Raw genomic sequence first — 26,142 nt, forward strand, 5'->3', positions numbered from 1 at the left:
ATGTTAAAAACCCGTCTCATCACAGCTTTGATTGGCGTTGTCTTGCTGGCGGTTGCCATCACCTATGGGGGCCTATTTTTTAATCTTGTGATGTCCGTGTTAGCTGTCATCGGTTGGGTAGAATGTGTTAGCTTATTTCGTCATATGAAACGGCGTCTATTACCACAGTGGGGTCTGCTTTATATAGCCCTTGTATGCGGTTCCTTGGTGTTTGGTAGCTACCCATTAGCTTTATTCTTAGGAATTTTGGTGATGTTAGCTATGGTCATTGAATACACCTTCTGCAACGGGAAAAGAACTCTTTCAACAGTGCAATCTACTATTAGTAGTTTGTTATATGTTACCAGTGGCTTTATTGCATTGATGGTGTTGCGTGATAATAGAATCTATGAAAATACCAGCTATTATGCAGGACAAGAAGGATTCGGTACGGCTGTTATTTGGCTTCTGTTGATAGCTATTTGGGCTAGTGATACATTTGCTTATTTTGTAGGCCGTTCTTTTGGAAAACGAAACATCGTACCAACTATTAGTCCTAATAAAACGTTAGAAGGTTTTATTGGTGGTTTCATCGGCTGTATTTTAACAGGGTGGATTGGATCTCTTTCCTTAGGATTACCGCTGAATTTTGGTGTTGGCATAGGTATCATTGTTGGGATATTGGCACCGCTAGGAGATTTATTTGAATCAAAATTAAAACGTGAGGCAAATAAAAAAGATTCTGGTACATTATTACCTGGTCACGGTGGCGTATTAGATCGTTTTGATAGTCTATTGTTTGCTGCACCATTAGTATTGGCATACATTCTTATGCTGTAATGATTTAATTGTAGGGAGACCTTTATGAAAGCTATAAGTATCTTAGGCTCCACGGGGTCTATAGGAACACAAACTTTAGATGTGATTCGTCAACATCCAGATCAATTCCAAGCAGTAGCGTTAGTAACACATGGAAATATTGATTTACTAGAGCAACAAATTGCCGAATTTAAGCCAATTATGGCTGGTGTTGTAGATGAAAAGGCATATATACAATTAAGAGAACGCTATGATGGACCCACAGAAATTATTGGTGGTAAAGAAGCCTTATCTGTAGCGGCAACTTTACCAGAAGCTATGATGGTAGTCACTGCCGTAGTTGGTGCTGCAGGCATTGAACCTACCATGGCTGCGATTCGTGCACGAAAAACGATTGGCCTTGCTAATAAAGAAACTTTAGTGGCTTGTGGATCTTTAATTACAAAAGCTGCCCAAGACAATGGTGTTTCAATTTTACCAATTGATAGTGAACATAGTGCTATCTTTCAATGTTTGGAAGGGCAAAATAGAAGTAATGTAGAAAAATTAATCATCACAGCTTCAGGTGGTGCCTTACGTCACTGGAAGTCAGACGATTTATATGGGGCAACAGCAAAAGATTGTTTAGCGCACCCAACATGGAATATGGGAAATAAAATTACTATTGATTCCGCTACTTTATTTAATAAAGGCCTAGAGGTTATTGAAGCCCATTGGCTTTTTGACTTTGATTACAATCATATTGATGTAGTGGTACATCCACAAAGTATTGTACACTCTATGATTCAAATGAAAGATGGTGCTATTTTGGCACAATTAGGGAATCCAGATATGCGTGAGCCTATCCAATATGCGATGACCTATCCGAAACGATATCCATTACAAATGGAGCATTTAGATTTTACCAAAGGTTTAGATCTTCAGTTCATGGCACCTCGGTGGGATGATTTTCCTGCCTTACGACTAGCTTTCATGGTGGGAAAAGAAGGCGGTTATGCACCTGCTGTATTTAATGCAGCCAATGAAATGGCCGTGTATGCCTTACTGGATGAACGAATTACCTATGGACATATATATGAAGTAGTTTCTACCGTTCTTGGACGCATGATAAATGGCGTGCCTACTTCCATAGAAGAAGTACTTGCTATGGATGCCTGGGCTAGACAAGAAGCTACCAAAGAAATACAAAGGAGAAGTGCATGTTAATTACAATTTTAGGAGCTGTCTTCGTATTCGGCGTTATAGTAATGATTCACGAATTGGGGCACTTTCTAACTGCGAAAGCCTGTGGCATGCGTGTTGATGAATTTGCTATCGGTATTGGCCCTAATGTCGTTCAAAAGCAAAAAGGAGAAACACTATACTCCTTGCGTTTATTACCACTAGGTGGATTCAACAAAATTGCTGGTATGGATCCATCGGAAGATGCTGGCGAACGTGGTTTTAATAGTAAACCTGTATGGCAACGATTTATCGTTATCGCTGCAGGTGCTACATTTAACTTTTTATTGGCTATTGTGATATACTTTTTTGTATTTGCGTTCCATGGAACCACAATACCATCTCAGGAACCGATTATTGGAGATATATTAGCAGGAAATCCAGCGGCTACGGCTGGTATCCAAAAGGGAGACAAAATTGTATCCATTAATGGTCAATCCATTAAAGAATGGAAAGATATTACAGAGTCTCTAAAAGGTCATAGCAATCATGTAGTGTCAGTTACCTTAGATAGAAATGGTGAGACTATATCTACGACAGTGATTCCTCGTGAATCTGGTGATAGAGCTGTTATCGGAATCAATCCAGTATTGGAAGTAAAAGAGTATAGTATTGGCGAATCTGCGGTCCATGCTGTATCCCACACTGGATCTACCCTTGCTGATATGGTACAAGGATTGTGGAATATTGTAACAGGGCATAGTAAAGGCGATGTAGCGGGTCCTATCGGTGTAGCACAAATGGCAGGGCAAGTAGCACAACATGGTTTTATCAGTTTGCTACTATTTACTGCATTATTGAGCTTAAACCTTGGAGTTATCAACCTATTGCCAATTCCCGTCTTAGATGGTGGCCACTTGGTGTTATTAATTCTAGAAGGAATTACGGGCCGTAAACTACCAGAGAAGGCATTACAATACATCCAAATGACTGGTGTAGGCCTATTATTATTAGTGTTTGTATATTCTACATTCCAAGATATTCTACGATTATTTTAGAGGTATCCTATGATAGAACGTAAACCGACAAAAGGTATTCAAGTGGGTACCGTTCATATTGGTGATAACGCACCTGTCAGTATCCAATCTATGATTACTACAAATCCTGTGAAAGTAGAACAATCTATTGAGGAAATCAATCGCCTAGCTACTGCTGGTTGTGAATTGGTTCGTTTAGCTGTTCCTGATATGGCTGCAGCAAAAGCAATTAAAGATATCAAAGAGCGTGCGATGATTCCATTAATTGCGGATATCCATTTTGACTATCGGTTAGCACTGCAAGCTATTGACAGTGGGATTGATGGGCTTCGCATTAATCCAGGAAATATTGGTAGTATCGATAATGTTATAAAAGTTGTGGAAAAAGCGAAGCCAAAATTGATTCCTATTCGTATTGGTGTAAATGCTGGTTCTTTACCACAGCATGTATTAGATGCTCATGGTGGGCATCCTACAGCAGATGGTATGGTGGAAACCGCATTAGAACATATTCGTATTTTAGAATCTTTAGAATATGACCAAATGAAAGTTTCTATTAAAGCTACAGATGTACCTTTAATGATTGAAGCATACCGCAAATTATCTAGTAAAATACCATATCCATTGCATTTAGGCGTAACGGAAGCTGGCACTATCAAACAAGGAACGATTAAATCGGCTATCGGTATTGGAACACTCTTAGCAGATGGTATCGGTGATACCATTCGTGTGTCCTTAACGGGCGATCCAATCCACGAGGTAGAGGTAGCAAAAACTATTTTAAGTTCTTTGGAACTTCGTACTTTTGGAGCGACTATGATTTCTTGTCCTACCTGTGGCAGATGTCAAGTCAATTTATTCAATATGGCAGACATTGTTGAAGAACGATTGAAGGCTATAAAAGCCCCAATCCGTGTAGCTGTTATGGGATGTGTAGTAAATGGACCTGGAGAAGCACGAGAAGCTGATTTTGGTATTGCAGGAGGTAAAGGACAAGGTATTATTTTCCGTAAAGGAAAAGTATTAAAAACTGTACCAGAACAAGAGTTGGTAGATACCTTATTTGCTGAAATCGATCAATATCTTTTAACGTTAGAAGATAATTAAGAGTATGAATCATATAGAATATAAAGGAGTATGTTATGTTAGCAAGTCGCTTATATGCACCGACATTACGTGAAATGCCTTCCGATGCTGATGTAATCAGCCAACAGTTAATGTTGCGTGCAGGTTTTGTTCGTAAAGTAGCAGGTGGATTATATACTTATTTACCATTGGCTTGGCGCAGTATTCATAAAATTAATGAAATCATTCGTGAAGAAATGGAAGCTATCAATAGCCAAGAAATCATGATGCCAATCTTACAACCTAGTGAACTATGGGAAGAATCTGGTCGTTGGGCTGCGTATGGCGCAGAAATGATGCGCATTTCTGATCGTCATGGCCGTGAATATTGCTTAGGACCAACTCATGAAGAAATGGTAACTAATCTAGTTCGAGGAGAAGTCAATTCCTATCGTCAATTACCTTTAAGTTTATATCAAATTCAAAATAAATATCGCGATGAACGTCGTCCACGCTATGGATTGATGCGTAGCCGTGAGTTTATCATGAAAGATGCCTATTCCTTTGACATCGATGAAGAAGGTATGAGCAAGTCTTTTTGGGATATGTATGAGGCATATAGTAAAATTTTCAAACGTTGTGGCTTAACATGTAAACCAGTAGAAGCAGATAATGGTGCTATTGGTGGTTCCGGTAGCTTTGAGTTCATGGCTTTGGCGGAATCCGGCGAGGCAGATGTTATCCACTGCACAAAATGTGATTATGCTGCAAATATTGAAATTGGCCAACCAAAAGCATTGGAAGTGGATACAGAAGAAGCTAAGGCATTGGAAACAGTATCTACACCAGATGCTAAGTCAATTCAAGCGGTAGCCGATATGTTACAATTGCCATTGGAAAAAACAATTAAAGCAGTAGTCTACAACATTGAAGGTAAAGTTATTCTTGCCATTGTTCGTGGTGACCATGAAGTGAATGAAATCGCTGTACAACGAGCTGTAGAAGGTGGCATTGAGCCAGAAATGGCAACCCCAGAAGACTTAGCACGTGTAGGATTAACAGCTGGATTCATTAGCCCAGTGGGACTTTCACAATCAGAAGAGTTTGCCATTGTAGTGGATGAAACAGTGATGAACTTACATAATGTATGTGGTGGTGCTAATACAGCAGATGCGCATTATATCAATATCAATCCTAACCGTGATTTCAATGTAGATGATATCATTGTGGCACCAATTCGTTTGATTACTCTCGATGATCCATGCCCTAAATGCAGTGGTCAACTTCGCATCGATAAAGGTATCGAAGTAGGTCAAGTATTTAAATTGGGTACGAAGTACTCTGAATCTATGAATGCCACAGTATTGAACCAAGGTGGCCGTCCAACTCCATTCCAAATGGGTTGCTATGGTATCGGTGTAGGACGTACATTGGCAGCTGCTATTGAACAAAGTTATGATGAAAATGGTATCATCTGGCCAGTAGCAATTGCTCCATTCGAGGTTGTTATCGTTCCAATTAATGCGAAAGATGAGGCTTTGATGGAAGTGAGCGAACGCTTGTATAAAGAGATGAAACAAGCTGGTGTTGATGTACTATTGGATGATCGTAAGGACCGTGCAGGTGTTAAATTTAAAGATGCAGATTTGATTGGCTATCCTGTACGCATCACGGTAAGTAAAAATACTATCGAATCTGGCGAAGTAGAATTACGTGTTCGTAAAGATGGTTCTACAAGCACTGTTAAAATTGATGAAGTAAGTACCTCTGTACAAGGATTACTTCGTCTGTTGAAAGATGGATATAGCATTTAATTGCACACATTGAACTACATAGAATTAGAGAGAACGACTCATCGAGGATACCTTGATGAGTCGTTTTAATTACAAAAAACCGCTTACTCATACGTTCGCAAACACTTACGAACACTTATGAATAAGCGGTTATCTTGTTTTGTATTGTGGTGGAGACGAGGGGAGTCGAACCCCTGTCCAAACATGTTGCCCCCTAGACCTCTCCGAGCGCAGTTGATGTTTTAAACTTCGAATAGTGTTTGGACATCAACAACCTAAGCTATTCTAGCTCATGAGATTTAACTAGCTCTAATTGAGCGGATAGAACTAGCTAGCCCGTAGTTTGACGCCACATCCCTCTCCACGGGCGAGAGAAGGTGTGACGTAGCTTATGCAGCTAATGCAAAATTTTCTTCTGCGTTTAATTTAAGTTCCACTGTTTTATGGTCAAGTGAGACACCAGCTCGCTTTCTAAGATACATCCATACCTGTCGAAACCTTTACGTCCCCATATGTAATTATTGTCTTATAATTATATAGATATATCTTGTGAAAGTCAAATGTAATATGTACTTTTTTTTAAAGATAGTGTATACTATTAAATATCATTCCTAGTACAGAGTCACAGGAGGAATCCTATGTCATATGAAACAGAAACAGTAGCTGAGTTTGAAAGGTTTTCATCATTATCTGATGAAGAGATTGTTGATATCTATCAACGTGAAAACAATCATTTTGCTACTGATTATATTGTTCAACGATATAAAAATTTTGTACGCTCTAAATCTAGGTCCTATTTTTTAATGGGTGCTGATAAAGAAGATATTATTCAAGAAGGTATGATTGGTTTGTATAAAGCGACAAGAGACTATAATCGAGACCGTGAGGTCAGTTTTAAATCATTTGCTGAATTATGTATTACAAGACAAATCATTTCTGCTATCAAAGGGGCTAGTCGTCAAAAGCACATTCCTTTGAATTCCTATATCTCTTTAAATAAACCAGCCTATGATGATTCAGAGCGAACTTTAATAGAAGTACTGGAAACAGAAAAAAATTTAGACCCAGAGGAAGTAGTTATTAATAGAGAGCAATACGCTCTTATTAAAGAAGTGATGGAGGCTGTTCTGAGCCCTCTAGAATGGGATGTATTACGTGGATATATGGATGCCAAATCCTACCAAGAAATGGCAGAAGAACATCATCGTTCTATAAAATCTATTGATAATGCATTGCAACGAGTAAAGAAAAAAATGGAAGTTTACTTCGGGCATAACCGTTAATACAGAAAGGAAGAGATTCATGAGAGATTTTCTAATGGTTGTTGAAATTATTATTTCTATTCTTTTAATTGTGGTAGTAGTAGCACAGACCGGTAAAAGTGCAGGTATGGGTGGTGCTGTTTCTGGCGCAGCTGATTCCGTATTCGGTGGGAAAGAACGTGGTGTAGATGGATTCTTATCACGGTGTACAGTTGTGTTAGCGACACTATTCATTTTAGTTAGCTTAGCATTAGATTTAGTGTTAAGTTCTTATTAATACACAAAAAACCCTACCCTATGGTAGGTTTTTTTTATAGATATATTGAGGTACTATGAGAGACGAAATCTTACAATTTTTTAGAGATATATGGCCTGAATCTTATCATATAGAAGATGTTCCTTTCATCTTGGGCTATAAAGATGAGGAAATTAAAGCATATTTTTCTATTTTACATGATTTAGAAACTGCAGGCTCTATTTGCATTAAAGATGGTGAATATGCAACCTATCAAAAAACAGAAAATAGGAAATTACTAGGTATCTATAAAGCTAGTAAAAAAGGGTTTGGATTTGTTATACCTACAGAGGGACACTTACCAGATGTATTCATTCCCAATGGTTGTTCAGGCACAGCCATGCATGATGATGAAGTAGAATATATAATCAAACGGAAAGGAACTAGTGAGCGAAAAGCAGAAGGTATTATCCATCGTATTGTGACTCGAAATACGAATCGTGTAGTAGGTGTTTTTGAGCGTCTAAAAACAAGTGGATTTGTTACACCTCATAATGAACGATTAGGTGATGATATTTATATTCCTTTAGAAGCTACTTTAGATGCTAGAAGTGGTGCTACCGTAGTGGTAGAATTAACTGCTTGGCCAGAAGAAAATCGTAAAGCAGAAGGAAAAATTGTAGAAATTGTAGGGGATAGTTCTACACCAGATTTAGATGTCTTGTCAGTGATGGCTACCTTTAATTTGCCAAAAGAGTTTCCAAAAGATGTGCAAGAAGAGGCCCGGAAGATTTCTTTCACAGTTACTGATGATGCAGACCGTTTAGATTTACGACACCAAGAAATGATCACCATCGATGGAGAAGATGCAAAGGATTTAGATGATGCTGTGCATGCGAAAGTATTGGATAATGGCAATATTGAATTGGGGGTTCATATTGCAGACGTCAGCCACTACGTGCCAGCTGGATCAATCATTGACCAAGAGGCATACCGCCGTGGCACTAGTGTGTATTTGGTGGATCGTGTGATCCCTATGTTACCAGTGGAACTATCAAACGGTATTTGTTCCTTACAAGCCAAGGAAGATCGCTATGCCATGTCCTGTATTATGGAAGTAAGTCCTCAAGGTAAAGTGTTGCGCTATTCCATAAAGCCATCCATTATTCATATCACTCGTCGTTGTAGCTATAAGGAAATCTATTTAGCTTTAGAAGAAAACATCATTCCTGATGATTTGGCACCACTCATGGCAATGGTGCGGACCCTAGAAACATTGGCATACCAATTAATGAAGATGCGTCAACAAGCAGGAGCCATAAGTTTTGAATTCCCAGAATATAAGGTTCTTTTAGATGCTACAGGCATACCGCAACGAATCGTACGAAAAGATAGAACCATTGCAGAAAAATTAATCGAACAATGTATGTTATTAGCCAATGAAACGGTAGCTACATTTCTTAGTGAACGGTTAGATACTTCTGTGTATCGTATTCATGAAGAACCAAAAGATACGAAGTTAGAACAACTTATTACGGTATTACACCATGCAGGATATCCTGTAAAACTGCCGACTAAGGTTGAGCCTAAGCATATTGAGGAGTTATTACAATCTGTGGCTGGTACAGAGATTGAACCTGTGGTACAAATCATGGTCCTTCGTTCTATGCAACAAGCAAAATACAGTTCGGAGAATATGGGACACTTTGGTCTGGCCTCTTCTACGTACACCCATTTTACATCACCTATCCGTCGCTATCCAGATTTGATGATTCATCGACTATTGCGCTATGTCCTAGAAGGCAAACCAAAACGACTCGCGCCGATTGCTGATGAGTCCTATTTAACACATAGTGCCAGTCATTGCTCAGAGCGTGAACAAATCGCTACAGAAGCAGAACGGGAAACTTTAGATATGAAAAAGGTTCAGTATATGGCGCAATATGTTGGTGAAAGTTTCGAGGGACATGTAAGTTCAATTACTGCCTTTGGTTTATTTATTGAACTTAATAATGGGGTAGATGGTTTAGTACCATATAATTTAATGGATGATGACCATTATGTCTTTGACGAGCCACATTATATGGCCTATGGTAGACGAAGTGGAAAGGAATATCACTTAGGTACACCGGTGACAGTAACATTGATTAAAGCTGATACAGAGCTTCGCCAAATCGATTTTGTCATTGGTGAAGTGGAATCCATTGATGGATACTTACGGCGAGGGCAAGGTCGTGAAGACTCACTTTCAAAACCGAAACGGGGAAATAGAAAATCCTATAAGAAGCAAAAAGAAGAGAAACGAAAACGTCGAGATAGACAAACTCATGATATAATAGAAACGACAGGTACCACGAAAGCGGTAGAGCAAATGCTACGCAAGTTGGATACAAAAAAGAAGACAGCGTTTTATGAAACGATACACAAAAAAAGTAATCATAAAAAAGGAAAGAAACAGAGGAAACGGTAATGGCGAAAGATAACAATGCATTAATTGTAGATAATCGCAAAGCTAGGCATGACTTTCACATTCATGAAACCTATGAAGCAGGGATTGCCCTTACGGGAACGGAAGTGAAATCCATTCGAGCTGGTCGCATCAATTTAAAAGATAGTTTTTGCCGCATTGAACATGGTGAACTTTTCTTATACCAAGTACATATCAGTAAATACGAGCAAGGCAATCAATTTAATCATGAGCCAGAACGGACACGTAAATTGCTTATGCATAAACGGGAGATTCATAAATTATTAGGGCAAGTAAAAGAAAAAGGTTACTCTTTGATCCCCTTGAACTTTCACTATAGTCATGGATATGTTAAAGTCACTATTGGCCTTGTAACAGGTAAGAAAAATTATGATAAACGACAAGATATGGCGGAACGTGATGCAAAACGAGATATTCAGCGCCGTATGAAAGAACAAAATCGTTAAGAAAGGAAAGTCTATGTTAGTCGATTTCCACATGCATACGAATGTATCAGATGGTACATATATGCCAAGAGATTTGGTGGCATTAGCAAAGGAAAAACATTTACAAGCTATTTCTATTACAGATCACGATGAAGTAGGGGCCTATGCGCAATTAACGACAAATGATAGAGCAGGGATTCAAATCTTTCATGGTTGCGAGTTTAGTACCTATTACCATGAAAAAGAAGTTCATGTGTTGGGATATCAGTTTTCCTTAGAGCATCCAGAACTACAGGATTATATTTCTCATTTTAAAGAAGTACGACGCTCTAGAATTCATAAAATGGTAGATAAATGTGCGGACGTAGGCTATGATATTTCCTACGAGGAATTAGTAAATACATTCACTGATGCAGTGTCCTTTGGACGCCCTCATATTGCGCAACTACTTATTGCTCATGGGTATGTGGAAACCGTAGGAGAAGCTTTTGATACGATGTTAAACCCAAATGGTCCTTGTTTTGTGCCGAAGGAAAAGTATGAGCCACAACAGGCTATTGATTTGATTCATCGTGCTGGTGGTATCGCTGTCTTAGCCCATCCTAAATTAGTGGAAAATGACACCTATGTACATGAATTATTAGAATTGCCTTTTGATGGTGTCGAGGTGTATCATTCTAGTCATTCCACCAAGGATAGTACTAAATATCGCAAGATTGCAGAGACTCGTGGATTGTTAATATCTGGTGGATCCGACTTTCATGGCATTCAAGATCGTTTCCCTGAAAGTATCGGTCTTGGAGAATACGAAATACAACATGAGTGGGTAGCTAATTTTATGAAAGCCTTACAAGGCGCATAGAGGTGTAGTATGGATGTAATCGCATTTATTGGCCCTAGCGGAACAGGTAAAAGTCATAGAGCATTGGTGGTGGCACATGAACATCACGCATCTTGTATCATTGATGATGGAATTTTAATTCATAATAATCGTATTGTAGGTGGTTTTTCTGCAAAAAAAGAAGAAAATCGCATTAAAGCAGTTCGACGTGCTATCTTTCAGGATAAAAAACAGGTAGAAAGTGTAAGAAAAGCGCTAGATGAAATTCAACCAGAACGCCTTATGATATTAGGTACGTCGGAAAATATGATTGGAAAAATCACGAAAGCCCTCGGCATCCCTGGGCCGTCCTATTATATCCATATTGAAGATGTAGCCACCCCGAAAGATATTGAAAAAGCACAACATGCTAGATTAAAAGAAGGGAAGCATATTATACCCGTTCCAACTGTTGAATTGAAGCCTCATTTTAAAGGCTTTTTAATCGACCCTATTAAATCTTTCTGGAGAAGAACTAGATTATCTTCGAAACAAGATGAAGGATGGGAAAAATCTGTTATCCGTCCAGCTTTTAGCTATTATGGAAAACTAGTTTTTGAAGATGCAGTGATTCAAGCACTCATCAGGAATAGCATTGAAAAATCTCCAGGTGTGACAGATGTACGCAGTATGGACATTAAGAAAAGTAAAGAAGTCACTAATGGTTTAATCTTACAAATTGACGTTACTGTTATGTTAGGATTCGTGGTAAAGGAAATCATGGATACCTTGCAAAAAACGATACGTCAAGAAATTGAATATATTACAGGCATGTCTATTGAGCGACTTGCCATTAAGGTAGGTGGCACCATTGAGCCATCAAAAGTAAAATACAAGCATAAGGAGTAATATGAAGTCATACTATATTTATACATATGGTTGCCAAATGAATGAAAGTGATTCAGAACGATTGGCACATCAATTAGAGTCTGTTGGATATGTACCTACAGAAGATGTAGATTCTTCGGATTTGATTATTTTAAATACTTGTTGCGTTCGTGAAACAGCGGAAAATAAAATTTATGGCCGTATTGGCGAGTTAAAGCATTTGAAAGAAAAAAATAAAAACTTAATTATTGCCATCACTGGCTGTATGGCACAGAAGAACCAAGCGGATATGTTCAAACGAGCACCTCATATTGATATTGTATTGGGTACGCATAATATCCAACATATCAATGAAATGGTAAAAGAAGTGCAACGTACGAAAAAACGCCAAGTCAATGTAGAAATGGATAACACTGTATTACCGGAACTAGCAGCAAAACCAAATGGTACTTTTTTTGCGTGGGTACCAATTATGAATGGTTGTAATAAGTTCTGTACCTACTGTATCGTACCTCATGTGCGGGGCCGTGAAATTAGCCGTCCTGTAGAGGCCATAGTGAAAGATGTGCGTGAACTAGGTGAAAAGGGCTTTAAAGAAATCACTTTGTTGGGCCAAAACGTAAACTCTTATGGTTTGGATTTTAAAGATGGTACAGACTTTGGTACTTTAGTAGATGCCTTAGATGGTATTCCAGGTATCGAACGTATTCGTTATATGACAAGTCATCCCCAAGATATGACGAAAGGCATGGTAGATGCCTTAGGTCGTTCTTCTAATATTGTGACGCAGTTGCATTTACCAGTGCAGTCTGGATCTGACAATATTTTGAAACGCATGAATCGTCATTATTCTGTGGAACAATATAAAGATTTGTTGCAATATTGCCGTAAAAAAATCGATGGAGTTACTATCACTACAGATATTATTGTGGGTTTCCCTGGAGAAACAGAGGAAGATTTCCAACAAACATTGCAATTATTGAAAGACGTACGCTATGATATGGCATTTACTTTCATTTATTCCAAACGCTCTGGTACACCAGCAGCGGAGTTTGAAGAACAAGTGCCTGAGGAAGTGAAACGTGTTCGTTTACAAGCCTTAATGGACGTGCAAAACGAGATTTCCCTCGAGTTGAACCAAGCCATGGAAGGTAAGGTGTACGATATTATTGTAGAAGGACCTAGTCGTACCGATGAAAACATGTGGTTTGGTCGTACATCGGGCAATAAAATGGTCCTATTCCCTAAACAAGAGACACTAAACATTGGGGATACCATCGATGTACGCATTGATAAAGGACAGACTTGGGTATTGTACGGCACTGTATTATAGAAAGGAGTTAGCAGAATGGGCAAGAAACAAACGCCTATGATGGAGCAGTATTTTAGTATTAAAGCTCGCTATGAAAAGGAACTATTATTTTTTCGGTTAGGTGACTTTTATGAGCTTTTTTACGACGATGCTATCACCGCATCACGAGAATTGAATATAACCTTAACAGGTCGCAATGCTGGTGAAGAAGATAAAGCTCCTATGTGTGGCGTTCCCTTCCATTCTGCGGAATCCTATATTGAAAAACTCATCAGTAAAGGCTACAAGGTAGCCATTTGTGAACAAGTGGAAGATCCTAAAGAAGCAAAAGGCATTGTAAAACGTGATGTCATCCGTGTCATCACACCAGGTACAGTACTCAGTGAAAATGGTACGAAAGATGGAGAAAATAACTTTTTAGCCTTGACCTATGAAACAGGGGGGCAGCGCATTGTGTTGTTCACAGATATCACTACTGGTGAAGTGATTTGGGAACGCATGGATTGCGGTAGTGAAAGTTCTTTATTTGATGCTTTCACCATGTACCAACCAAAAGAGCTTATCCTAGCTGGTAATAGTGAATTACCTACTAGTATCCAAGATTTTTTGACACGTCAAATGTCAGGCATAGCCTTGTCTCCGTTCACGCCTACAGAAACTATAGACAGTATTCGTCTAAAAGGTCGTGAACATTTTTCTGACGCCGGCTTGCTAGAAGAAGATGTATTAGAAGCCTTAGGTTATGTCATTCTCTATTTACAAGAAATTATTAAAACAGATACGTCTCACATTAATTATGTGCACCAACTATCTGTGGGAGACCGCATGATATTGGACACATCTTGTTTGCGCCATTTGGAGATTACAAGAAATGTTCGAGATGGATCTAAAAAAGGTACGCTCCTAGATGTACTAGATAAAACATTAACCCCTATGGGGGCTCGCATGTTGAAACAGTGGATTGAACATCCTTTAATGGATATCCATCGCATCGTGCGCCGTCAAATGGGCATAGGTGAATCTATTGATAATCCAACCATGCGCAGTCAACTGCGTTCTTTACTGACATCAGTTTATGATTTTGAACGTATTCTAAGCCGTGTAGAAACGGGGAGTGTGTCTCCTAGAGATTTTGCCTCCTTGCGAGAATCTTTGCGGGTCTTACCGATGATTCAAGAGGTAATACAACATTGTACCTCTAATATTCTGCAAGACTGTCATAGTATGATTCACACCCATAATGACCTATGTGACCTCTTAACACGTGCTATCGTGGATCAGCCGTCGTTGGCGTTGAAAGATAGTCATGTCATCCGTGATGGATACAGTGCAGAATTAGATGAATTACGTTCTTTGGCTACCAATAGTCAAGAGTGGCTACATCGCTTAGAAGAAGAGGCGAAACAAGCTACAGGAATTCGTCTTAAAACAGGCTATAATAAAGTATTCGGATACTATTTTGAAGTATCCCAAGGGCAAGTGGGGCTCGTGCCAGATTATTTCATTCGTAAGCAAACCTTAACCAATGCGGAGCGCTATATTACGCCAGAGCTAAAAGAGTTTGAAATAAAAATGCTCAATGCAAAAGAACAGATTCAAAAGTTGGAATATTCCTTGTACCAAGACTTGCGTTTGATTGCTAAAGCACATATTAAAGAGATTCAAGAAACGGCTCGTGGCATTGCACAGTTAGACGTGATTTTGAGCTTAGGGGAAGTGGCCTTTACTAATAAATATGTATGTCCTACTATTGTTACAAATGGGGCGATTTCCATCAAAGACGGTCGCCATCCAGTGATTGAAACCTTGCTGAAACAGGAATTGTTCATTCCTAATGATGTGGTGTTGAACCATTCCGAAGAAGAGTTTATCCTCATCACAGGTCCTAACATGGCAGGTAAATCTACCTATATGCGTCAAGTGGCTTTGCTCATGATTATGGCGCAAATTGGCTCATTTATCCCTGCTAGAGAGGCCACCATTGCTCCTGTGGACAGAATTTTTACCCGCGTCGGTGCCAGCGATGATATTTCCACAGGCCAAAGTACGTTCATGGTGGAAATGAAAGAAGTATCCTATATCCTAGAACATGCAACGTGCAACAGTCTAGTCATCCTCGATGAAATAGGCCGTGGTACGTCTACCTTTGATGGTCTTAGTATTGCTCGTGCCGTGGTGGAGCACATTTGTGAAACCATTCACTGTAAAAGTTTGTTCGCTACTCACTATCACGAATTGATTGAACTGGAAGACCAATATAGTAAACTGAAAAACTATACGGTGGCAGTTAAGGATAAAGGCAATGATGTGCTATTTTTGCGCCGCATTGTAAAAGGTGGTGCAGACCGCAGTTATGGTATCCATGTAGCTAAATTAGCAGGTCTTCCTAAGGCTGTTCTAGATCGAGCTAACACAATTCTATCTCATTTGGAAGATGGAAAAGTGGTATCGGAAGCAGTGCCTAAGAAAAAAGAAAAACAAAGTGTTACAGGCCCTCTATTCGGGAGTGGTGATTTATTTACACAACCTGTTCTAGATCAGTTATTAAAACTAGACATAATGAGTATGACACCTATAGAGGCCATCAGTGAATTATATCGTTTACAGGAAGAGGCGAAACAAGGAGGTGGCAAGTAATGCCAACCATTCATGTCCTAGATGAAACGACTATTAATCAGATAGCAGCCGGTGAAGTAGTAGAACGCCCTGCCTCTGTTATCAAAGAGTTAGTAGAAAATGCTATCGATGCAGGGGCTACTTCCATTGAAGTAGAAATTGCAGAAGGTGGCATCGAATACATGCGTATCACCGACAATGGGTTCGGTATGTCCGAAGTAGATGCACGGCTAGCCGTATTGCGTCACGCTACTAGTAAAATTCGCAGTGCCGACGATTTATATGACATTGCCTCTTTAGGTTTCCGTGGTGAAGCGATTGCCAGCATTGCCTCGGTATCTAAGTTTACCTTACGGACTCGTCAGGAAACGGATACTATGGGTACACGGATTTATATCGAAGGTGGTCATATGGTAGATTGCGATCCATGTGGCACATCGGTGGGCACCTCCATTGAGGTGAAAGATTTATTTTATAACACCCCTGCTCGTAGAAAGTTTTTAAAATCTACTCGTACAGAAGCGAATAAGATTCAAGATATGATTGGCAAACTGGCACTGAGCCACACCCATATTGCTTTCAAATGTATTGTTGATACACGAGTTACCATCATGACACCAGGGAATCATAAGATGGTGGATACTATCGCCGCTCTCTATGGATTTAAAGTCAGTGAAGACGTATTTCCCATTGCTTATGAGGCGGAAGGTATTTATGTGGAAGGTGTGGTCAGCAAGCCAACGGTACTAAAAAGTAGCCGTCAATGGCAGACGACCATCGTAAACCAACGTGTCATTGCCGACAAAGCTATCTATAAGGCTATCGATACGGCGTACCATGCCCTCTTACCAAAAGGTGGCTATCCCTTGGTGGTTTTACAAATCGTAGTACCTCCAGGGACCGTAGATATCAATGTACACCCAAGAAAAAGTGAAGTAAAATTTTCTGACGATAAGCCGGTATTTAAAGCAGTGTATAACAGTATTTTACAAGCCTTAGAACATCCGACTCATCACACGACTAGCCAGCAAGAAGAAACCATTGCTACAGCTATCGACTACGATAAAGTATTCACTGGACGTTCCCAAGGATTTACGGTGATGCGTGAAAAGACAGAGGCTCTCGTGGATACGATTCGTCAAAAGGGATATACAGTGCCACAGCGCACTGTGTATGAGCAAGGTAACTTTAACAAAACCCTAGATGTAAATGAAAACTTTGTGCCTAAAAGTTATACCCAAGAGGATAAAGATCGGTTCAGAGCAATCCGTGAATCACGGCCTAATTTAGTACCAAGTTCTGTAGAGCCATATATAAACCATAGTGGAAATGAATTCGTACCGAGATATTTAAGTGCAGCACAAGGTCTAGCAGATAATGCACGTACTGGGGATGCTCTTGGTATAAATAGCTCCTATGATGCTGATCATGGTAATTCATATAATACTAATGCTAGTAAAACAGTAGCTAATCACGGATTACTTCCTATGGGCCAAGTAGCCTCTTGCTATATTTTGGCGAAAAAAGGCGATGATTTATTCATTATCGACCAACATGCAGCGCACGAACGTGTGCGGTATGATAAACTATGCAAATCATCCGAGTCCATTCCTATGCAGGAATTATTAATGCCTATGTACATGGATGGTAGCGAGGAAGAATTAACATTGGCGGAAGAACAGAGAGATGCATTGTTAGACTTAGGATTCCAAGTAGACCAAGGAGGACCCACTTCCTTACGTATTGATGGTCATCCTGTGGATATTATTGAAAGTAAAGTTCCAGAGATTTTACAATACGTATTTTCCTATATGCATGATCATCAAAGCCCAAGTGCGGCGCAATTACGTCATGAAATGTTGGCCTATGCTTCCTGTCGTGGCGCCATTAAAGCAGGGCATAATCTAAACCTGGTACAAATTGATGCTTTATTACAAGATCTATTTAGCACAGAAAAGCCTTATGTGTGTCCTCACGGACGACCTACGATCATTAAATTTACACCAGAGGAATTAGGAAAATTATTTTTACGGAGTTAATATGTATCTCATTAGCACAAGTTCAAAGACAAATGCATATCTCATTGAACAGGCTAAGGAGCTAAGTCAACTCCTGCAAATGCCCTATGTGCCACGAAAGCATCAGTCCGTTGAAGAATTGCTAGATACAAATCACTGCAGTGGTGCCTTGGTAGTGACCAAGGAAGGTCCTTCTTTTGTAACAAAAGAGGGAATACCTCATCAATTTCATCTGTCTATGGCACATTTGCGCTTGTTAGAAATCGACCGTGGACATACAGACCATCTTCTGCGAGCTATCGGCTATGAAACGGTCACATCTGTTTTAGATTGTACTGCCGGCTTAGGCTCCGATAGTGCTATTATCAGCTATGGTTGTCCACAGTTAACACGTCATACGGCTATTGAAGGACATCCTATCTTGGGGTATATCACCAATTATGGATTTCGACACTTTCAACATAAGAATCCAAGTGTATCAGAGGCATTGCGCCGTATTCAACTAGTCATTTGCAATTATCAGGATTTTTTAAAACACATAGAACCTAATCGGTATGATGTTATCTATTTGGACCCTATGTTTGAAAATCCTGTTTATGAAAGTCCTCAATTTCAGCAGTGGCGTGGTCATTTACTAGAATCTAAGATACATCCAGATATTGTAGAACTCGGCTTGGAAAAATCGAAACGTTTGGTCATTAAAGAGCGCAAAGGCAGTCGTCTATTCAAAGACATACCACCTATAGAAATGGTAGGTGGTAAATATAGTTCCATTGCCTATGGTATCTATGAAAGGAGGTAAGATGAATCAGTTAATCACTATTTTGGGGCCTACCGCAGTAGGGAAAACAGCCCTTACCTTGCGGATGGCTGAAACCTTACAATCTCCCGTACTATCTGGAGATGCGTACCAAATCTATAAAGGGTTGACTATTGGCACTGCTAAACCTACCCTTGAAGAATTGAATAGAGTGCCTCATTATTTCATCGATACCCATGAGCCTAATGACTCGTATAGTGTGGCAGAGTTCAATACACAAGCTAACACTGTCATAGATGCTGTTAACAAAAATGGTAAGATCCCCATTTTATCCGGTGGGACAGGGCTGTATGTGCAATCCTTGCTCGAAGGATATGACTTTTTAGATGTGCCTCGCAATGAAAGTTTACGCCTTGAATTAGATAACATTTTTGATACCTCTGGATTAGAAGGTTTGCAAGCCTATGCTAATGAATTGGCTGAAAAAGAAGGTCTTACCTTACCATTTCAAGATAAACATCGCCTATACCGTGCGATCGAGTGTGTCTTAGCTGGTGAGGGACATGCCTTATTAACGCCATCAAAAGAAGGATTAGTCTTTCATGGTCCTGTCATCGGCTTAGAACGGTCCAGGGAAGAACTATACGAACGGATTAATCTTCGAGTAGAGTATATGGTTCGAGATGGCTTATTCGAGGAAGTAGAACACCTATTGGAATCTGGTGTGAAACCAGATTCACAGGCTTTTAAAGGCATTGGATATAAAGAGATTATTCCTTACTTTCACGGGGAATATTCAAAAGAACGGGCTATTGAATTAGTCCAACAACATACACGACAATTTGCAAAGCGGCAAATTACGTGGTATAAAAGGATGCCATATATTCAGTGGATTTCTATCACTCCGAATCGCAGTGAAGAAAGCATTTATGAGGAAGCTATGGAACTGGTTCAAGCTAGTTTTGAGTTTTCTATACATAGAAAGGAATAGAATGACTGTAGAAGAAATCCGTCAACAGGCTCTTGAGTTAGCTGAAAAAGAGTTCAAAAAATTTGAGCCTGTGGCGTTATATAATACAAAAAAAGTACTGGAAGCATTTAAAGAGTGTCAACTTTCAGATTATCATTTTAATGGCACCAGTGGCTATGGTTACAATGATGTGGGGCGTGAGAAACTAGACGAAGTATTTGCTCACGTATTTAAAGGAGAGCGTGCCATCGTGCGTCCTCATTTCGTGTCCGGTACTCATGCATTAGCCACAACCTTGCAAGCCATCTTGGGCAATGGATCGAAAGGGAAAGAGTTCGTCTATGCCGTAGGACAACCATACGATACGATGCAATCCGTCATTGGTGCATCACGCCATGTGCCAGGATCATTAACAGAGCAAGGTTTCATCTATAAAGAAGTTCCTTTGGTGAATAATACCTACGATTTAGAGGGCATTCACCAAGCTGTTACAAAAGACACTCGAGTAGTGGTCATCCAACGGTCTAGAGGGTATAGCACACGAGAACCTTTATCTGTAGAAGACATTGGTATCATTGTGAAAGCTGTAAAAGAAGTAAATCCTGCAACTATAACCTTTGTGGATAATTGTTATGGTGAATTTACAGAAACTAGAGAGCCTCTAGAAGTAGGAGCCGATATTATGGCAGGCTCTCTCATTAAAAATGCTGGTGGCGGTATTGCGCCTACCGGTGGCTACGTGGTAGGTCGAGATGACCTAGTGGAACAAGTGGGGTATCAGTTAACAGCTCCAGGCTTAGGAGACCATATGGGATCCTACGCACCGGGATATCGCTTATTCTTCCAAGGACTATTCTTAGCACCACATGTAGTATTACAAGCTTTAAAAGGGGCGGTCTATACAGCAGCGGTGGGAACCTTATTGGGATATGAAGTATTTCCAAAAGTCGATGCACCACGCTTTGACTTAATCCAAGCTATCAATCTACATGGACCAGAAGAAATGGAATACTTCTGCCGTGGCATGCAAGCCTATAGCCCTGTAGATGCCCATGTTCACCCCATCCCAGGAGATATGCCTGGATATGAAGATAAAATCATCATGGCAGGTGGAACCTTTGTACAAGGATCCTCCATCGAACTCAGCGCAGATGGACCAGTGCGACCACCGTATACCATCTTTATGCAAGGCGGACTCGTATTTGAACACTCCATGCTAGGTATCTTGGGGGCTGCTGAAGAGATATTAAAACATAGAGGGTAGAATATTTACTTTCTATATGATTAGTAGAAGTCTTTACTACATAGTGATACTTTTGATATAATATTTAAAAGAACTTCTCGAGGTAGAAAATTTGTGGCCTCTACACAACTAGAAATAGGATTGAGATGTGGGGTAAGCGACACCCACCGAGAAGTATCAAAACCACCTGCATAAGTAGGTGGTTTTTTATTATGAGAAACGGATAATTAAGCCAATTATGGGTTTAAATTATTGTCATTATCCCCTAAAATACGGTATAATATAGTGATATGTATAAGTATAATTTTTGTTCAATTATACATCTTCAGACTTTCAATCTGTTTTGATGTATCAATTTGATGGTAGGAGATAATATGGACAAAGTATATGCAGTAGCTATGAGCGGTGGCGTAGATAGTTCTTTAACCGCTTCAATGTTATTAGAACAAGGGTATAAAGTATTTGGTATTACCTTGCGTTTATGGGTAAGCGATACGGAGGAAGACGAAATTCCGCAAGCTGTGGTGGATGCGAAGAAGATGTGCGATTTTCTTGGCATTGAACATCATGTGGTAGATGCGAAAGATATTTTCAAAGATAATGTAGTAGATTACTTTATCACGGAATATTCCAATGGTCGTACACCGAATCCATGCGTGTTCTGTAATCGCAATATTAAATTCGATTTGTTATTACAACGTGCTTTATCCTTAGGGGCTACACACATGGTGACAGGTCATTATGCACAGGTTATGTACAATGAGGCAGCACAGCGGTATGAATTACATAAAGGTGACGATCCAACGAAGGATCAAAGTTATGTATTGTACACGTTAACCCAAGATATTTTAAAACATTTAGTCTTTCCTTTGGGGAATCAACCAAAAACGAAAACTCGCGAAATGGCTCATGAAAAAGAATTGCCTGTATGGGATAAACCAGATAGCTTAGATATCTGTTTCTTGCCGAATCATAATTACCAAGGGTTCATCGAAAAAACATCGAAATCGAAACCTAAATCAGGACGCATTGTCCATGAAAATGGTGAAGTGTTAGGTACGCATAATGGATTATACAACTATACAATTGGACAACGTAAGGGCTTGGGCATTGCTTATGCATACCCTCTCTATGTTGTGAAATTAGATGGCGAAACAAATGAGGTTATCGTAGGTCCTAATGAAAGTTTATTCTCTCGCACGATGTTGTGTAAAAACTATAACTTCCTAGATGGAGTTGTACCCACATCATTACAAGCAGAAGGTAAGATTCGGTATGCCGCGAAACCATCACCATGTACTGTTACTTTTACAGAGGACGGTACTATGAAAGTTGAATTTACGGAACCACAACGCGCCATTACACCGGGGCAATCCGTCGTATTCTACGAAGGAAGTCGAGTTCTCGGTGGTGGTGTAATAGATATTGTTTGTTAGAAAGGGAAGTCATGAGTACATCACATATTCGTAATTTTTGTATCATTGCTCATATTGACCATGGTAAGTCCACGCTAGCGGATCGTTTAATCGAAGAAACTGGGTCTTTGACAAAACGAGAAATGCAAGCCCAAGTCTTAGACTCCATGGACTTAGAACGGGAACGGGGTATTACAATTAAAGCCCAATCCGTTCGTTTATTGCACACTGCAAAAGATGGACAAGAATATACATTAAATTTAATCGACACACCGGGTCACGTGGACTTCAGCTATGAAGTATCCCGTTCCTTGGCAGCTTGCGAAGGAGCCTTGTTGGTGGTTGATGCTGCACAAGGTGTAGAGGCGCAAACTTTGGCCAATGTCTATTTAGCATTGGAACATGATTTGGAAATCATTCCTGTCATTAATAAAATTGATTTGCCAAGTGCAGATCCTGAACGTGTGAAACGTGAAATCGAAGACGTTATCGGCTTAGATGCATCTGACGCAATTTTAGCCAGTGCTAAGTCTGGCATTGGTATTCAGGATATCTTAGAAGCGATTGTAGAGAAAATTCCTGCACCACCAGATCATTCTGATAAACCAGCACGTGCTTTAATTTTCGACTCTCGCTTTGACTCCTACAAAGGTGCCATTGCTTACGTACGTGTGCAAGAAGGGTCTTTGAAAGTAAAAGATACCATCCGTATGATGCACAGTTCTAAGGATTTTGAGGTCACTGAGTTAGGCGTATTTACACCGCATTTATTACCAGTGCAAGAGCTACCATGTGGCTCTGTAGGCTGTGTAGCGGCAAGTATTAAAAACGTTCGTGACTGTCGTGTAGGGGATACTATCACAAAAGCAGATAATCCAGCAGAAGAACCATTACCAGGATACCGTAAAGCCGTGTCCATGGTGTATTGTGGTCTATACCCAACAGATTCTAAGGATTATGAAAACTTACGAGATGCCTTAGAAAAATTAAATTTAAACGATGCTGCTTTAGAATACGAAGCAGAAACATCCTTAGCACTAGGCTTTGGATTCCGTTGCGGTTTCCTTGGGCTATTACACATGGATGTCATCCAAGAACGATTGGAACGAGAATATAATCTATCCTTGATTACGACCGCTCCAAGTGTAAACTATAAGGTATACAAAACAAATGGGGAAGTCATCGAAGTGGATAACCCTGCTAAATTACCACCACCAACTGAAATTGACTATGTAGAAGAGCCATATGTAAAGGCAACCACTATCGTCCCTAAAGATTATGTAGGGGCTATTATGGAACTTTCACAGGACAAACGTGGGGAATACATCAGCATGGAATACATTGATGAAAGCCGTGTATCCATCGTGTATCATTTGCCACTAGGGGAAATCATTTACGATTATTTCGATAAATTGAAATCTGCTACGAAAGGCTACGCATCCTTGGACTATGAATTGATTGGCTACCAACAATCTCCAATGGTGAAAATGGATATCTTGCTAAATGGAGATCCTGTCGATGCCTTGAGTATTATCGTTCACAAAGATCGCGCTCAATTACGTGGCCGTGCTCTCGCTGAGAAATTAAAAGAATTGATTCCACGTCAAAACTTTGAAATTCCAATCCAAGCGGCAGTAGGCACAAAAATTGTAGCACGTGAAACGGTAAAAGCATGGCGCAAAGACGTATTGGCAAAATGTTACGGTGGCGATATTTCCCGTAAACGTAAATTGCTAGAAAAACAAAAAGAAGGTAAAAAACGTATGAAAGCCGTAGGATCTGTAGAGATTCCACAAGAGGCATTCATGGCGATTTTGAAAGTAGAAAACTAATGAATACAACTCGTATTCCAGTAGGTCATAGGGGAATGTATATCCACATTCCCTTTTGCCGTCAAAAGTGTACCTACTGTGATTTCCCTTCGTACCAAGGATTAGAAGACTATTTTGATGTGTACGCCTATGCGTTGCGACAAGAGATTGAATCTAGTCAATCCCTGTTGGGGACAAAGCCCTTCGATACGATTTACTTTGGCGGTGGAACACCGACTGTATTGTCCATTAAGGAATTGAATCGTATATTAGAGACAGTGTACAAACAGTACACCATCAACAGCGATGTGGAAATTACCATAGAGGCAAATCCAGGTGAAGTGGACGCACAATACTTACGGCAATTATATGAGCTTGGCATCAACCGCATTAGTTTCGGTGTGCAAACATTTCGTGATGACCATTTGCGTGTATTGCACCGAACCCATACGGCAAAGATGACACAACAAGCTGTTCTAGAGGCCTATGAGGTAGGGTTCCACAATATTAGTATTGATCAAATTTATGGATTGCCCCGACAAACATTGGAAGACATTTCTTATAATCTAGAGGTCATTCAGTCTTTGCCGATTAATCATATCTCTATCTATGGCCTGCAAGTGGAACCTTGTACCTTATTGCATCGCCAAGTTATGGATCATTCGGTTATATTACCGTCTGAAGATATATGCGAACAGATGTACGACTGCCTTGTAGAAGGGTTAAAAAAACAGATGTTCGATAGATATGAAATTGCTAGTTTTGGTAAAGATGGCGCTTTCAGTCGTCATAATATCAAATACTGGCATGGCGCTGATTACATCGGCTTTGGTGCCGGTGCCCATTCTTTTGTGGGGAATCGGCGCTTTCAGAATACCCCTTACGTGGTGCCTTACATCCATAAGATTGAAATGGGTGAAAGTCCTTGCATTGAGGAAGAAATTATCACGAGTCCTCGTGACTATGAAGATTTTTGCTTTCTTGCATTGCGCACAAAGTGGGGGTTAGTACCTAGTTTATTTGAAAGTCGATTTAATCTAGACTTTCATAATATATATGGATCTGTCATTGCAGATCTAATGCGTAAACAATTGCTTGTTTATGAAGATGATGCATATCGTCTCACTAAGGAAGGGGCCAAGCACGGCAATTATGTGTTTAGTCAGTTCCTTACGTCCTAAGTAGGAATGTACGCCCATACAGTTAATTTAGGAGAGTTTTATGAAAACAGCAGTTATTTTACACGCCTTATTCAGTGAGTTCACATACGAACAAATGGAGGCAATTTTTGGCCTAGCGAAAGAACATAATGGAAAGTTCCGTATCGTTCCTACAGGCATTCAAATTTATGACATTACAAAAGAACAAAAGGAATCCATCTTGGAACACTTACCAGATGGAGTGGTGCAAGTACAACATAAATCGGTGAACTCCATCGTGGCATGCCGAGGTACAGATGGATGTAGCCATGCCTTTATGGAAACCATTCCGATGGCGACCATGGTAGACCAAAAACACTACGGCAAAGATATGCCGAACAAAATTCGCATCGGCATCAGTGGTTGCCCTCGTTGCTGTGCAGAGTCTATGATTAAAGATATCGGCCTAGTGGGAAAACCAAATGGCTTTACCTTAGTAGCAGGTGGCACAAGCGGTGCCTTGCCTCGAAAAGCAATTACCTTGCTAGAAGGATTATCCCCAGAAGAAGCAGAACAGAAAATCTCAGAGCTATTAGAATGGTATAGCACTAATGCAAATCCAAAAGAGAAGTTTGAGCATGTATTACAACGATTGGGGAATCCCTTCAAATAGTCACTTGTGATGCTATGCAATCTTGTGGCTAGTGATTAACTAAGCAAAGGGAAGAGCGCGACATATTCCGACCCGAACTGATACAGTGGTTAGGGTCGTTACTTGTTCTGTTATGCAATCTTGTGGCATAAGTTAATTAGCAAAGGGAAACGAGCAACATATTCCTCCGGAAACTGATACAGTGGTTAGGTTTCCTCCGGAACATGTTGCTCG

The 26,142-nt window shown here is 39.9% G+C and carries 21 protein-coding genes and 1 other RNA gene; 21 read left to right on the top strand and 1 reads right to left on the bottom strand.

Features of this window, described 5'->3' with window-relative positions:
* The 5 genes from EO112_RS00240 to EO112_RS00260 are packed head-to-tail and all read left to right on the top strand — an operon-like array spanning position 1 to position 5,875.
* The gene (locus EO112_RS00240) at positions 1-819 is read left to right on the top strand and encodes a phosphatidate cytidylyltransferase (protein WP_127162351.1); all 819 of its coding nucleotides are present in this window, start codon (positions 1-3) and stop codon (positions 817-819) included.
* Between the two features lie 24 nt (positions 820-843).
* Positions 844-2,004, top strand: a complete 1,161-nt coding sequence (locus tag EO112_RS00245; RefSeq protein ID WP_127162353.1) for a 1-deoxy-D-xylulose-5-phosphate reductoisomerase — start codon at positions 844-846, stop codon at positions 2,002-2,004.
* Positions 1,998-3,017 carry an RIP metalloprotease RseP gene (rseP, locus tag EO112_RS00250; protein ID WP_127010593.1) on the top strand — a complete coding sequence of 340 codons (1,020 nt, stop codon included), beginning with the start codon at positions 1,998-2,000 and terminating at the stop codon, positions 3,015-3,017. Before EO112_RS00245 ends, rseP begins: the two co-directional genes overlap by 7 nt.
* Before the next feature lie 9 nt (positions 3,018-3,026).
* Positions 3,027-4,103 (top strand): flavodoxin-dependent (E)-4-hydroxy-3-methylbut-2-enyl-diphosphate synthase, encoded by a 1,077-nt coding sequence (gene ispG / locus EO112_RS00255; protein WP_127162355.1) that lies wholly within the window; start codon positions 3,027-3,029, stop codon positions 4,101-4,103.
* 35 nt (positions 4,104-4,138) lie between these two features.
* A complete protein-coding gene (locus tag EO112_RS00260; RefSeq protein WP_127162357.1) occupies positions 4,139-5,875 on the top strand; it encodes a proline--tRNA ligase in 1,737 nt (578 codons plus the stop codon).
* Positions 5,876-6,022: 147 nt separating this feature from the next.
* Here EO112_RS00260 and ssrA read toward each other — a convergent pair.
* Positions 6,023-6,364, bottom strand: a transfer-messenger RNA (tmRNA) gene (gene ssrA, locus EO112_RS00265).
* A 128-nt stretch (positions 6,365-6,492) separates the two neighbouring features.
* Between ssrA and sigH the strand changes: the two genes are divergently transcribed.
* The 16 genes from sigH (at position 6,493) to EO112_RS00345 (ending at position 25,929) form a co-directional block, all read left to right on the top strand.
* A complete protein-coding gene (sigH, locus tag EO112_RS00270) occupies positions 6,493-7,137 on the top strand; it encodes an RNA polymerase sporulation sigma factor SigH (RefSeq protein ID WP_127162359.1) in 645 nt (214 codons plus the stop codon).
* 19 nt (positions 7,138-7,156) lie between these two features.
* Positions 7,157-7,393, top strand: a complete 237-nt coding sequence (gene secG, locus EO112_RS00275) for a preprotein translocase subunit SecG (protein ID WP_038144301.1) — start codon at positions 7,157-7,159, stop codon at positions 7,391-7,393.
* 55 nt (positions 7,394-7,448) lie between these two features.
* Positions 7,449-9,821: a ribonuclease R gene (gene rnr, locus EO112_RS00280; protein ID WP_127162361.1), complete on the top strand. Its 2,373-nt coding sequence runs from the start codon at positions 7,449-7,451 to the stop codon at positions 9,819-9,821.
* Positions 9,821-10,285 (top strand): SsrA-binding protein SmpB, encoded by a 465-nt coding sequence (smpB, locus tag EO112_RS00285; RefSeq protein ID WP_009352740.1) that lies wholly within the window; start codon positions 9,821-9,823, stop codon positions 10,283-10,285. The genes rnr and smpB overlap by 1 nt, the downstream gene beginning before the upstream one ends.
* A gap of 13 nt (positions 10,286-10,298) precedes the next feature.
* Positions 10,299-11,126 carry a PHP domain-containing protein gene (locus EO112_RS00290; RefSeq protein ID WP_127162363.1) on the top strand — a complete coding sequence of 276 codons (828 nt, stop codon included), beginning with the start codon at positions 10,299-10,301 and terminating at the stop codon, positions 11,124-11,126.
* 9 nt (positions 11,127-11,135) lie between these two features.
* A complete protein-coding gene (locus tag EO112_RS00295) occupies positions 11,136-11,993 on the top strand; it encodes a hypothetical protein (protein ID WP_009352777.1) in 858 nt (285 codons plus the stop codon).
* Between the two features lies 1 nt (position 11,994).
* Entirely contained in the window at positions 11,995-13,305 is a 1,311-nt protein-coding gene (gene miaB, locus EO112_RS00300) for a tRNA (N6-isopentenyl adenosine(37)-C2)-methylthiotransferase MiaB (RefSeq protein ID WP_127162365.1), read from the top strand.
* A 15-nt stretch (positions 13,306-13,320) separates the two neighbouring features.
* Entirely contained in the window at positions 13,321-15,921 is a 2,601-nt protein-coding gene (gene mutS / locus EO112_RS00305; protein ID WP_127162368.1) for a DNA mismatch repair protein MutS, read from the top strand.
* The gene (gene mutL, locus EO112_RS00310) at positions 15,921-17,939 is read left to right on the top strand and encodes a DNA mismatch repair endonuclease MutL (protein WP_127162370.1); all 2,019 of its coding nucleotides are present in this window, start codon (positions 15,921-15,923) and stop codon (positions 17,937-17,939) included. Before mutS ends, mutL begins: the two co-directional genes overlap by 1 nt.
* 1 nt (position 17,940) lies before the next feature.
* On the top strand, positions 17,941-18,720 hold the full coding sequence (locus tag EO112_RS00315; RefSeq protein WP_127162372.1) for a class I SAM-dependent methyltransferase: 780 nt from the start codon (positions 17,941-17,943) through the stop codon (positions 18,718-18,720).
* 1 nt (position 18,721) lies between these two features.
* Positions 18,722-19,669 (top strand): tRNA (adenosine(37)-N6)-dimethylallyltransferase MiaA, encoded by a 948-nt coding sequence (gene miaA, locus EO112_RS00320; RefSeq protein WP_127162374.1) that lies wholly within the window; start codon positions 18,722-18,724, stop codon positions 19,667-19,669.
* A gap of 1 nt (position 19,670) precedes the next feature.
* Positions 19,671-20,912 (top strand): methionine gamma-lyase family protein, encoded by a 1,242-nt coding sequence (locus EO112_RS00325; protein ID WP_127162376.1) that lies wholly within the window; start codon positions 19,671-19,673, stop codon positions 20,910-20,912.
* A gap of 353 nt (positions 20,913-21,265) precedes the next feature.
* The gene (gene mnmA, locus EO112_RS00330) at positions 21,266-22,327 is read left to right on the top strand and encodes a tRNA 2-thiouridine(34) synthase MnmA (protein ID WP_062402723.1); all 1,062 of its coding nucleotides are present in this window, start codon (positions 21,266-21,268) and stop codon (positions 22,325-22,327) included.
* Positions 22,328-22,338: 11 nt separating this feature from the next.
* A complete protein-coding gene (gene lepA / locus EO112_RS00335; protein ID WP_062403449.1) occupies positions 22,339-24,138 on the top strand; it encodes a translation elongation factor 4 in 1,800 nt (599 codons plus the stop codon).
* Complete coding sequence (hemW, locus tag EO112_RS00340) at positions 24,138-25,298, top strand: radical SAM family heme chaperone HemW (protein WP_164723924.1); 1,161 nt, start codon at positions 24,138-24,140, stop codon at positions 25,296-25,298. The genes lepA and hemW overlap by 1 nt, the downstream gene beginning before the upstream one ends.
* A 40-nt stretch (positions 25,299-25,338) precedes the next feature.
* Positions 25,339-25,929, top strand: a complete 591-nt coding sequence (locus tag EO112_RS00345; protein WP_127162378.1) for a nitrite reductase — start codon at positions 25,339-25,341, stop codon at positions 25,927-25,929.
* The last annotated feature ends 213 nt before the right edge of the window (positions 25,930-26,142 follow it).

The organism is Veillonella sp. VA141 (assembly GCF_003992175.1).
GTDB lineage: Bacteria > Bacillota > Negativicutes > Veillonellales > Veillonellaceae > F0422.